10 protein-coding genes are annotated in these 11,528 nt (G+C 38.9%); 1 reads left to right on the plus strand and 9 read right to left on the minus strand.

What is annotated here, in order from left to right:
* Positions 1 to 155 precede the first annotated feature (155 nt).
* The 8 genes from AAOP42_RS13330 to kduI all read right to left on the minus strand — a co-directional run bounded on the left by AAOP42_RS13330 (position 156) and on the right by kduI (position 9,069).
* On the minus strand, positions 156 to 956 hold the full coding sequence (locus AAOP42_RS13330) for a TIR domain-containing protein (RefSeq protein WP_349529026.1): 801 nt from the start codon (positions 954 to 956) through the stop codon (positions 156 to 158).
* Positions 957 to 1,131: 175 nt separating this feature from the next.
* Positions 1,132 to 2,685: a sulfatase family protein gene (locus tag AAOP42_RS13335; protein WP_349529027.1), complete on the minus strand. Its 1,554-nt coding sequence runs from the start codon at positions 2,683 to 2,685 to the stop codon at positions 1,132 to 1,134.
* 32 nt (positions 2,686 to 2,717) lie between these two features.
* Positions 2,718 to 3,263 carry an RNA polymerase sigma-70 factor gene (locus tag AAOP42_RS13340; RefSeq protein WP_349529028.1) on the minus strand — a complete coding sequence of 182 codons (546 nt, stop codon included), beginning with the start codon at positions 3,261 to 3,263 and terminating at the stop codon, positions 2,718 to 2,720.
* Positions 3,264 to 3,287: 24 nt separating this feature from the next.
* A complete protein-coding gene (locus tag AAOP42_RS13345; protein ID WP_349529029.1) occupies positions 3,288 to 3,902 on the minus strand; it encodes a 3-keto-disaccharide hydrolase in 615 nt (204 codons plus the stop codon).
* A 71-nt stretch (positions 3,903 to 3,973) separates the two neighbouring features.
* Positions 3,974 to 4,774, minus strand: coding sequence for a 3-keto-disaccharide hydrolase (locus AAOP42_RS13350; protein WP_349529030.1), 801 nt, complete (start codon positions 4,772 to 4,774; stop codon positions 3,974 to 3,976).
* Positions 4,775 to 4,944: 170 nt separating this feature from the next.
* A complete protein-coding gene (locus AAOP42_RS13355; RefSeq protein WP_349529031.1) occupies positions 4,945 to 7,263 on the minus strand; it encodes a LamG-like jellyroll fold domain-containing protein in 2,319 nt (772 codons plus the stop codon).
* A gap of 163 nt (positions 7,264 to 7,426) precedes the next feature.
* Positions 7,427 to 8,221, minus strand: coding sequence for a gluconate 5-dehydrogenase (locus AAOP42_RS13360; RefSeq protein WP_349529032.1), 795 nt, complete (start codon positions 8,219 to 8,221; stop codon positions 7,427 to 7,429).
* 2 nt (positions 8,222 to 8,223) lie between these two features.
* On the minus strand, positions 8,224 to 9,069 hold the full coding sequence (gene kduI / locus AAOP42_RS13365; protein ID WP_349529033.1) for a 5-dehydro-4-deoxy-D-glucuronate isomerase: 846 nt from the start codon (positions 9,067 to 9,069) through the stop codon (positions 8,224 to 8,226).
* Positions 9,070 to 9,480: 411 nt separating this feature from the next.
* Between kduI and AAOP42_RS13370 the strand changes: the two genes are divergently transcribed.
* The gene (locus tag AAOP42_RS13370; protein WP_349529034.1) at positions 9,481 to 10,341 is read left to right on the plus strand and encodes an SMP-30/gluconolactonase/LRE family protein; all 861 of its coding nucleotides are present in this window, start codon (positions 9,481 to 9,483) and stop codon (positions 10,339 to 10,341) included.
* Positions 10,342 to 10,740: 399 nt separating this feature from the next.
* Here AAOP42_RS13370 and AAOP42_RS13375 read toward each other — a convergent pair whose 3' ends face one another.
* Positions 10,741 to 11,439: a potassium channel family protein gene (locus tag AAOP42_RS13375; RefSeq protein WP_349529035.1), complete on the minus strand. Its 699-nt coding sequence runs from the start codon at positions 11,437 to 11,439 to the stop codon at positions 10,741 to 10,743.
* Between the last annotated feature and the right edge of the window lie 89 nt (positions 11,440 to 11,528).

Here is an 11,528-nt window from a genome sequence, read left to right on the forward strand (position 1 = left end):
GGAAACATTGTGCCTTCCTTGCCACTAAGCAGCTTTGGGATCTCTAAAACATTCGAAGAAAAAAAGATAAAAAAAAGAAAATATGATGGCTTTTTACTAAATTGAATCAATCCCCTACCTTAAGATTATTCATGGAAGTGTTTGTTGTATGTCGTTTATCCAAATTCCCTTTTAATCGTTGCAAGTACCTCACCAAAGGTTTCTTTGATATTGTTCTTGGTGTATCTTATTTGTTGTATTCCATAGAGATTAGAAAATTCGGAAGTTCCTTCTTCAAGTAAAACCAAAGCTCTACTAAAACCTAATTTACCTTGAAAGAGACCTGTTTCGTGAATTACGTTAGGTCTAGCAGATATTTCACCATCTTTTAATTCATCTTCCCCTGTATGAACTAAAAGTGCCATTGTTGAACGTCCCAGCATTTCATCTAAAATATCTCTAATTGTATGTCCGGCTCTCGCTCCAGTTTCATAAGCTTCAATTCGATATCCATGTTTGTCTGATAAGTGATCTTTCAAGTCTCTCCATTGTGTACTTCTTCCATGACCAATAAAAATCACAGGAGACATTTCATCAACTTCGGGTTCAGGTAATTTGAAGTTTGCCCAATCTTTTTCAAAAACATGAAAAACATCCTCAATTTCTGCCCGGGTTGGAGCTTGTACTTCTATTACTGTATTTTGCCAAGTTCTAGATTCGATTGAGAAGCTCCAAAAATTACTATTTTCACCAAAACATCTCTGAGAGTAGTATGCCGTATTATACTCTTTCTGGAAGTCAGCGAAAAACTCCTCATCATTATCATAACCCCAAGTTTCATCCGGAAAAACAATTCTTCTTGAATTAACTTCCTGTCTACTTCGATCTGAAGGTAGTTTTTCTTCCCACTTTCTTACTGCTTCCTTCAACTTTTGAGGAGAAAATTTTACTCGTATAAATTCCTTTGATTTTTGCATTCTTTCTATGACATACAACATTTGAACATAACGCACTGTGCGTGATATATACACTATACTTTTCTCAAATCTAATGTATTAATACTGCTTTTAAAACAGCTATAAAAATACCCTAGTCCTGTTCCAGGAGTCAGAAGCTTTACTAAACTTTAAAAGTTTAGTAAAGCTGCAAAAGTCAATAGGTTGACTGGTCGGTATCCTGGTATTTCTCCTGAAGTACCAGTAGTTTAACTTTCAATTCATCTATCAATGCTGTGTTGGATGCATCGTTGTAGATGTTGTTCATTTCTTCAGGATCGGCTTGCAGGTCATACAGTTCCCAGTCGTCTATATCATTGTAAAAATGGATAAGCTTGTAACGATCTGTCCTGATACCATAATGGCGCTTCACGGCATGCTCATTGGGAAATTCGTAATAGTGGTAGTAAATGGCATCTCTCAGGTCAACATCTTTACTACCTTCTAATAGTGGTTTTAAAGAAATCCCTTGTATGTCTTCCGGTACCGCCACACCAGCGACATCCAGAAAAGTAGCCGCATAGTCGATGTTTTGTACCAATTCTTTAACTTCACCTTTTCGTCCATACCCTTTTGGCATTCTCATCAGCAATGGAGTCCTCAAAGACTGCTCATAAATAAAACGTTTGTCAAACCAGCCATGCTCTCCCGTATAAAAACCCTGATCGGAAGTGTAAACCACCAAGGTATTGTCGCTCAAGCTATTTTCTTCCAAATAGTCCAACACCCTGCCTACATTGTCATCGACAGACTGGATACAGGCAAGGTAGTCCCTCATGTATCTCTGATATTTGTAAAGATCCAGATCATCCCCTTCGGGTGTATTTGCTATAAAATCCTGAATGATAGGGTCGTAATGTTTTTTCCAGGCTTCCTTCTGTGCGTCGTTCATCCTCACTTTGTGTTTGTAGCCCGGAAATCTTGACTTGGCTTCTTCTGCTTCTATTTTAAGGTCATAGCTCAAATCCATGTCGCCAGTGCGGATGCTCAACTTCTGTTCTGCAGCAGCCCTTCTTCCTTCATACTTATCAAAGAAATTGCCGGGTACCGGATAAGATTTGTTGGCAAATTCAGCCAGATATGAAGTATCCGGCTGCCATGTCCTGTGTGGAGCTTTATGATGCAGCAAGAGACAAAACGGTTTATTCTGGTCTCTCTTATCCAACCAGTTCAGCGCAAAATCAGTGGTTACAGTTGTAGCATATCCCTCCACTCGTTTTTTCTCACCCATCTCTATAAAATCAGGGTTGTAATACTGCCCCTGCCCCGGCAGTACATTCCAATAGTCAAAACCTGTGGGATCGCTTTTCAGGTGCCACTTACCCACCAATGCTGTCTGATATCCTGCCTTTTGCAATAGCTTGGGAAATGTTTGTTGAGATCCGTCAAAAGTCACTTTGTTGTCCACTTGACCATTGATATGGCTGTGCTTGCCTGTAAGCATCACCGCACGACTGGGCGCACAGATAGAGTTGGACACAAAACTATTCTTGAAAATCACACCGTCTCTGGCGATTCTGTCCAGGTTTGGAGTTTTGTTGATCGTGCCATCGTAGCAGCTCAATGCACGCACCGCATGGTCGTCTGTCATGATAACCAGAATGTTTGGTGGAGTTGATGCTTCGCTTTCACTTTTTTTAGCACCACCACAGCCAGTCAATATTGCGATAAAAAGGACAGCCAGTATCGAACTGGTATTTAAAGTTTTCATAGGTATTTTATTTAACATTACATATATGTTTTTTATATCACTACGGCACTTTCCACCAACATTTTTCTAAGTTTCGTCTTCCCTCTCAGCAACTGAGTTTTGACCGTATTTTCAGAGATGCACAACGCCTCTGCTATGTCCCTGTGCTTTCTTTCTTCCAAATATTTCAATTTAAAAATTTCTGCCATTTTAGTTGGCAAACTATCAAGGGAGTTTCTTACCTGTCCCATCAATTCCGGACAAGGCTCATCTTCTAAGGTACATGCATTGGAAATGTCTTGCCAGTACAAAAAATTATGTCTGGCATGAGTATGTGTATCCCTCAGGTAGTTCAAACACCGATTTTTCACGGCCCTATAGATATAGGGTTTCATTGGCATATTGATATTTAGGGTATTGGCAATTTCCCAAATACGAATAAAAACATTCTGGACTATGTCATTTGCCAATTGGATGTCGAAAACCATGCCTTCAGCAAAAAGGGTAAGCTCATTGTAATACTGATGAAAAAAATCTTCAAATACAGACTGATTTCTATTCTTAATTTCAATAACTAAAAGCTGGTCTTCGACACCCATGTAATTGTACTTCTCTATTTTTTTTTACAACTCCTTGATTTCAAGATTTCTCCACCTAACTTTGATTCCACCTCCACTGTGAATTTGCAATGCGATTCCACCTTCACCTTCGCCGATTTTCTCATCGTCAAGCTCGATCATTTTGGTGCCATTGAGCCATGAAGTAAGTTCAGATCCTTTTACTTTTATCTTCATTTTATTCCACTCACCTTCTTTAAGCACCTTCTCTTTCTCTGCTTCTGGTTTGATCAACCACCCACGGCCATAAGACTCATAGACTCCCCCGGTATGCTTGCCCGCAGGAGCTACTTCCACTTGCCAGCCTTTTACTTTTACTCCGTCCACCGTAGAGCGGATAAATACTCCACTGTTGCCATTAGATTCCTGCTTGAACTCAACGGTGAGGATGAAATCTTTGTAGAACTTCTCTGTACCCAGGTATCCGTATTCTTTATCCGGGCCACTTTCTGAAATCAGGTTGCCATCTTCCACATACCATTTTTCCGTACCATATACAATCCACCCATCCAGGTTTTCTCCGTTGAACAATGATGACTTTTGAGCTTCCGCCGAAAAAAGAGTTGTCAAAGACAAAACGAATGCTGCCACGAGCACCTTATTCAAATTCACTACTTTCATTTTTATAAATTTAATTTTTATTGATAATATTAGTTTGTGTGTTTCTTAAAATTACTGAAAGCAGGCTGCTTTCAAAGTTTCCTTATTTTTATATTTCTAAACCAAATAAAACTCCCATGATCCTGAAGTCCTATGAGTCCTTTTTTTGCCATTCCATAATCCGGCATATTAATCCATTTTCCTGAGTTTTTTCTTGAATACCAATCTTTTGACCAGGGAACAAACTGCACCACTTTCTCGCCATTCAGCCAATACTCGACATTCATTTTTTGAAAAATAATCCTGGAAGAATTCCACTCACCTGCTTTTTTTACTTTTTTCTTAGCAGTATCTGCGGGATACATGGCATAGTCAGCTCCTACCTGCTGCCAATCCTCTACCTTTTCAGGAAAGCCAATATCATCTAACAATTGATATTCGGGAGCTGTTTCATAAGGGACTTTATATTTATCGCTCTCCAGTATATGGTAAAAAATACCACTATTGCCACCTTCGCTAATCTTCCACTCCATGTACAACTCAAAGTCTTCGAACTCCATCGCACCATACACGATATCACCGCCAATATCTCCGCCTTGTCCCAATGATTTTAAAGTACCATCTTCAACCACCCAACCTTTGGGAAGTGTTTTTTGATTGTATCCTCTCCAACCTGCGGCAGAAGTGCCATTAAAAAGAGGTATCCATGAATCCTTGTCTGGCACCATAATTTCACCAGAGGTGGAATTGATGGAGTCCTGTTCTTTTTTCGAACTACAAGCGTAAATAGAAAATACCAACATCACCAATGACATCAGACACAATATATCTGAATTTCCACAAGGTAATAGTTTATATCCGGTCTTCACTTCAATAGATTTTAAAGTTGCCAAAATGTATATTCATAGATACACTATTTGGTATTTGTTAGAGCAAGATAGGCGTAAGAGGCACAACAACAGGGGTAACAAACGGGGTATCACCAAATATTTTTGTTGTAAAACCACAAAAATATTAAACGAGTATTTCAGATGTTTATTAAGAAAATACGTCTTTCCAAACCTCAGATCAAGGCAGAAAACTCCTTATCGTACTTTTCTCCATAAAACTGGGAATAGGAAGAGCAAAAGTGATCAAACGCATTTTTGGCTAGTGTATGCTTGCCTTCAGAAACCAGCAGTTTTATTTTACAATTCAACGCCTTTTCGTTGAGGGGATCAAGTGAGAAAATTGAGTTGAATATCTTAAGCTTTAATTCTGTTTCTAAATTCAAACCATTCCTTTCGATAAGTGGAGTTAATACTTCTACTATTTCTTCAGACAATTGTCCTTTAATGGGATCAAGCCATTCGTAATGCATGTTCGGAAGCAACACTCCCTGATTGATCACGCTGAGCAATCCTTCTACATTTTTCTCAATAGATTCTATATCCTTACTGTTTTTCAATTCGCTGCTGAAATAGGAATAATCTGAAAAATCCCAGCGTATTCCATCGTCAATTTTTATTTTCCAATTCTTGTTGTCATAGTCAATACTCAAACCTGTATTGTCCGCTAAAATCTCCCTGATCCGCTTCATCTGGGTACTTCGGTTGTTTTTGGCACTTTCGAATGAATGCCCCTCCCAAAGTATCTCAGACATCTGTTTTGAATTGATTCCATTTTTTCTGAAAGTGTAAAGCAATACCAACACAAAAAGTTCTTTCCTTTTCGGAGAAAACAGATCCGAAAGATTCTCCCCGTTCTTATTGATCAATCGGAAACCACCAAACAAATAAATACCGGGTTGGTTTTTCTCATTGGAAATAATTGGCCTGGCTTTTAAAGGTTCTCTCTGTGGGATTGTTTTTTTTGATTTACTTTTGAAAATACTATAACCAACTCCAAAAACCAGAAGACCACCAATACATACAAATAGTAAAGTGATGGTAAAACCACCACCGCTCTTTTCTAAATCTTTATTGTAAACCTTCCATATCTCCTCATCGCTCAATACCCTGTTCCAGATATACAAATCATCTATGCCTCCTTTGAAATACTCGCTCCACAGGTTGTTGCCAATGAGCAACGAATGAGATGTGATGGTAATATCAGAGGCACGTTGCTTTCCCACATTCTTTCCATTGTAATAGAAATTCATCTCTTTGTTGGCATTGTAAACGAAGGCTATATGTTGCCATTCGTTGGTTTTGACCATTGCAGAGTCAGTCTGGTGGTCTCTGATGGCTGGCGTAGTAAAAGTCAATTTACCTTCTCTCACTTTGGCCGAAAATACCGAGCCAATCCCTACAATACTTTTATTGCCATTAAGAGTATCTGGTTTTACCCAGGCAGAAACAGTGATCTCCTGAAAATCCATTCCTGAAGGGATTCCAAAATCAATATAGTTTCTCTCTCCATCAAAGTTGGAATAAACCCCACGTTCATCCTCATCGTATTTCACAAAGCCATACAAGTACTTGTCTTCGGGTCTTACCTGATTCACTATGTTGTGATCAAAATCCAGGTGCATCATCAACCTTTCGTTTAGGTCATGAAAATTGGCATAGAATATTTTAATCACATTTTTATTTTCCGGAGTAAACCTGGATACATCGGGTGAAAACCTAAAGCCACTTTTTAGTGGGCTAATAATCAACTCTGACACATGTATCTTACCCGTGCTCTCCAATTCCGGCAATTCCCTCCACGACACCTCATCAAGGTATTGTGCTCCTTGAACTACAATGGCCTTATACTTTCTGATCACATTTAAACTATCCAGATACGCTTTAAAGACAGCCGCCTGATTGGTCTCAAGAAAATTTGGCAGACGGCCTTTTTTATTGATCAGGTCTTTAATTTTATTTTCACCTTGTGCTACACTGAGCTCATCTGAGATCTTCAGATAAGTCAAATGATTGTCAATTTTTCCTTTGGAAAATACATTTTCGATTGAGTCAGGAGAAGTTCCGTATTGCCAAATGGAGCGATCAATTGGTAAAAAATATTCATCTTGGTCAGCAAAAACAAATAACCTGTCGGAAGGCTGAACCACCACGCCAAACAAACTGTCCATAGCATCGGGAGGATAAGCCTGATCAGCTAATGAGGCTTTTTCCAATCTATCGTAAAAAGACGGATCGCTATGGGAAAGGATAAGCGAAATTCTTTCTTCGGGGTTTTCTTTCAAAAAACTATCCAAAACAGCCAATTCACTAGTTTCCATAATGGTATCCACCAGGAAAGCACGGTATCCTAAGATCAAGTCACCTGAAATATTACCAGAGTATTTGGCGGTCAGATAACAAAAATCATCAAGGCAGGTTTGGCCTTGTGCAATTGCACTCAGGGTGCAAAATATCGCTATCAATTTAACCGACTTCAACTTTGGTAGAACCATAAGCGAATAAAATTAGATAATTGTAATTAAATATGCAGAGATGAAAGATTTTTGAACGAAATACTCAGACAGCAAGAATGATACCTTTTAAATTAAGTTCCTATAGAATGACTGGAAAAGATAAAGGGAATTGAGGTAAAAAATAGCAGTGAAGAATCAAAAACTACTTTTCATTCGACGGTTTACCAATAGTAGCCAGAAGCCCACCATCTACATATATGATCTGACCATTGACGAAGTTGCTGGCTTGTGATGAAAGGAATATAGCTGTACCTGCCAATTCATCGGGATCTCCCCACTTGCCGGCTGGCGTGCGACTCACGATAAAATCGTTGAACGGATGACCTTCTACCCTAATGGGAGCAGTCTGACTAGTGGCAAAATAACCTGGCCCTATACCATTGATCTGGATATTATGTTTGCCCCATTCTGTTGCCATATTTCTGGTCAGCATTTTGAGGCCTCCCTTGGCTGCTGCATAGGCACCAACGGTATTTCTACCCAGCTCACTCATCATCGAACATATATTGATGATCTTACCCGATTTACGAGCAATCATACCTTTCACTACGTATTTGGAAACAATAAAAGGGCTTACAAGATCAACTTTAATCACTTGCTCAAAATCCTCCACTTCCATTTCTTCTAAAGGAACACGCTTGATGATCCCTGCATTATTGATCAGGATATCAATGTGCCCCACCTCCTTTTCTATTTTTGCAATATTAATTTTTACCGCTTGTTCATTCGTCACATCAAACAAATAACCTTTTGCATCTATCCCTGCTTCCCTGTATTGAGCGAGTGCATCATCTATTTTCTGTTGCGAAGAATTGCCATTGACTACAACGGTTGCTCCTGCTTTGCCAATTCCCATAGCCATAGCCATTCCCAAACCGTGTGTGCCTCCGGTAATCAATGCCGTTTTTCCTGTAAGGTCAAATAAATCCAATGACATCCTTATCTTAATCTTTCGATTTCACAAACATCCATATCTCCATAATCCAGATTTTCACCCGCCATACCCCAAATGAAGGTATAATTAGAAGTACCTGCACCGGAATGAATAGACCAGGGCGGAGAAATCACCGCTTGTTCGTTCTGCATCCAGATATGTCTGGTTTCGTCCGTTTCGCCCATAAAATGACAAACAGACTGCCCCTTCGGTACTTCAATATACAAATAGACCTCCATCCTTCTGTCGTGAACATGGGTTGGCATAGTGTTCCACACACTTCCGGTTTTCAGTTCGGTCATCCCCATCTGTAGCTGGCAGGTCTGCACCAGACTGCTTACGATCATCTGATTTACCGTTCTGGCATTGGCTGTTTCCAACGAACCCAACTCCAGTTTCGTTGCTTGGTCTTTACTTATTTTCTTTACAGGAAATGACTGATGGGCCGGAGCAGAGTTGATATAAAATTTTGCAGGTTTGCTTGCCTCTTCACTTTCAAACAACACTTCTTTTGAGCCCATTCCTACATACAGCGCATCTTTATAAGAAAGCTCATATCTTTCTCCGTCAATCAACACTATTCCATCTCCACCTATGTTGATCACGCCCAATTCCCTCCGGTCAAGGAAATGCTCGGACTTCAATGGATCAATGGTGTCCAGACTAAGGGGCTTAGATACTGGAAAAATACCGCCTGTGATGTACCTGTCAAAATGGGAATAAGTCAAATTGATTTTATCTTCAACAAACAAACCTTCAATCAAAAAGTTACTTCTCAGTTCGTTGGTATTCATTGCTGCAGTTTCTTTTGGGCTAACTGCATATCTCTTTTCGTATTCAATTTGACTCATTAGATTTGATTTTTCGGCTACAATTTAGACTATCCCATACAAAGATAGAGCCTTTAACAGAACCTGCAATTGATTGTGTTTTTATGTAAAAAATGAAATTTGCAGAAGGGTCTATTGCTTGGCGAAATATCTTGAGACAATATTTTATTGTACTCTGGGGCTAAATAGAGTAACGAAAAGACCAATAACAGGACTAAATATAATTGACCAAAAAACAGATTTTTCATACCCAATTTGACGGCCTTTACCAATATATCTGGCTATCAAATCGGTTAAAACTATATATAACAGAAGTATTAAAAGATAAGACATAGTTGATATGTGTTTAAGATGTTTTACGAAATTACAACTTCATAAATATACTAAATTCTTAGCCTTAAGTATTATCAGCTATTGGTTAATTTTATCCCCATGAAAAATATCTACTTAATAATCCTTATAATATTCATTTTTGCCTGCACTGCTACTAAAAAACAAGAACCAAAGCAACAGTCATTTTCACTTGAGTTGCTTTGGGAATCGGATACTTTACTAACCACAGCCGAAAGTGTGATTTATGACCGTGAAAGAGATGTCATATATGTCGCCAATGTAAACCTGAATCCATGGGAAAAAGATGGCAATGGGTTCATCTCGAAACTAGACATGGACGGAAATATTGCTGAGCTAAAATGGGTTGAAGGATTGGATGCTCCTAAAGGCATGGGCATTGTCAATGGCTCATTGTTTGTGAATGACATTGATCAGATCATAGAAATAGACATTGCAACAAGAAAAATCAAAGGCAGAACTAAAATTGGTGGCGACCCAGGCCTCAACGATATAACTGTTGGTGAAAATGGAGTGATATATGCTTCCGGATCGAACAGCCAAAAGATTTACCAATTGGAAAATGGCATATTGGATATTGTACTTGATGGTGATCTTGGCAGGCCCAACGGAGTGCTCTATGCAGAGGATCACCTACTGATGGTTAGCAGCAATTCCAACAAACTCTTTAAAATCAATTTGGCAACCAAAGAGATGGTGGAATTGGCGGATAGTCTGGGAAGAGCCGATGGTATAGTCGCTTTACCTGCCGGGGGCTACCTTGTTTCAAACTGGCAAGGGGAAATTTATCACATTTCTCAGAATCTGCACCGAACTAAGATATTGGATACTCGAAATGAAAAAATCAATTCTGCTGATATCGATTTTGTAAGAGAAAAAAACATCCTTTTAATACCTACCTTTTTTGACAATCGTGTGAAAGCTTATAAGCTGATAGAGTGATGGTTAAGAGATATTAGGAGAATAACAAACTCAATATGGAACAATTCCATTGTCCACTTTACTGTTGAGCGTCCATGTGTTTAAGTTTTGTTTGTGAGGACACAAACAAAGGCGGAGGTTCAGGGATTTTTCGAACTCCTGGTAGAAATCATCGCATCTTACGAAGATTTCTACTAACTTTTCGATATGGTTCATAATTCACTATAAACCAGTTAATTATACCCCAAATTGGCGTTATATTAGGTATTCATATTTGTCTTAGGTTATCACTTCAATTTTGTCAGTAGGAATTGACTTTATTTTCTGGCCTATATTAGATGGGTTTTCAAATTCATCAGTCCTGTTTTCACTCTCGGCTTGACAAGAAAGAAGACCACAGTCAAAACGGTTATCAAAACTTTACTTTTCATTTCGTTTTTGTTTTAGGAAGTTCTGCAAGTCCTTATTTGAACCGTAGAGTACCAATATGTCTGTTTCTTCCAGTTGTTGGTCTGGAGTCGCAATCCCTTGAATGTTTACTTCTGTGCGACTTTTCCCAAGCAAGCTTTTCACCTCTTCTTTTTTCATTATGGTGAGAACCAGAAGATTATACGCCTTTCTGAATCCAATTTCACGAATAGTTTGTCCAATGTATTCCTGAGGTACATTAGCTTCAATGATGCTGAAATGTTCGTTTAGTTCGAAAGAATCAACGACATTATTTATACAAAGCTTCTTTGCCCATCGTTCTGCTGTCTCTTCCTCTGGGTGTACAATTTCATCGACTCCAATAGCTTCCAAAACTTTTTGGTGAAGTGGATTGATGGCTCTGCTTATGAGTCTTTTCACTTGCATGTTTTTGAATAATGCAGTGGTCATAATATTTGCTCCCTGATCTTCTCCAATAGCAATAATTACAACGTCTGTATCTTCAAGTGGCAACCCTGAAACCGTAAACTCATCCGTTGCATTCATTTGAATGGTATGGGAGATTTTCTCCTTGTACAAATTGACTTTCTCCATTCTGGTATCAATGCCGATAACTTCATTGCCCTGAGCTGTAAGCTTTTGCGAAAGGGAAGCACCAAAATTTCCAAGCCCTACGATGATGTATTTCATATCTTTATAATTTTTTAGCGGTTGCATGAAACTCGCCAGTAAATATCCTTATATGTGTGGGGTAATTGGTCATGGCTCGTTCCATATAT

The organism is Reichenbachiella sp. MALMAid0571, assembly GCF_040151475.1.
Lineage (GTDB): Bacteria > Bacteroidota > Bacteroidia > Cytophagales > Cyclobacteriaceae > CAXBNB01.

Bases quoted from the DNA above. Each gene is read 5' to 3' on its own strand.
- AAOP42_RS13330 (WP_349529026.1), bottom strand. From the start codon at position 956: ATGCAAAAATCAAAGGAATTTATACGAGTAAAATTTTCTCCTCAAAAG.
- AAOP42_RS13335 (WP_349529027.1), bottom strand. From the start codon at position 2,685: ATGAAAACTTTAAATACCAGTTCGATACTGGCTGTCCTTTTTATCGCA.
- AAOP42_RS13340 (WP_349529028.1), bottom strand. From the start codon at position 3,263: ATGGGTGTCGAAGACCAGCTTTTAGTTATTGAAATTAAGAATAGAAAT.
- AAOP42_RS13345 (WP_349529029.1), bottom strand. From the start codon at position 3,902: ATGAAAGTAGTGAATTTGAATAAGGTGCTCGTGGCAGCATTCGTTTTG.
- AAOP42_RS13355 (WP_349529031.1), bottom strand. From the start codon at position 7,263: ATGGTTCTACCAAAGTTGAAGTCGGTTAAATTGATAGCGATATTTTGC.
- AAOP42_RS13360 (WP_349529032.1), bottom strand. From the start codon at position 8,221: ATGTCATTGGATTTATTTGACCTTACAGGAAAAACGGCATTGATTACC.
- kduI (WP_349529033.1), bottom strand. From the start codon at position 9,069: ATGAGTCAAATTGAATACGAAAAGAGATATGCAGTTAGCCCAAAAGAA.
- AAOP42_RS13370 (WP_349529034.1), top strand. From the start codon at position 9,481: ATGAAAAATATCTACTTAATAATCCTTATAATATTCATTTTTGCCTGC.
- AAOP42_RS13375 (WP_349529035.1), bottom strand. From the start codon at position 11,439: ATGAAATACATCATCGTAGGGCTTGGAAATTTTGGTGCTTCCCTTTCG.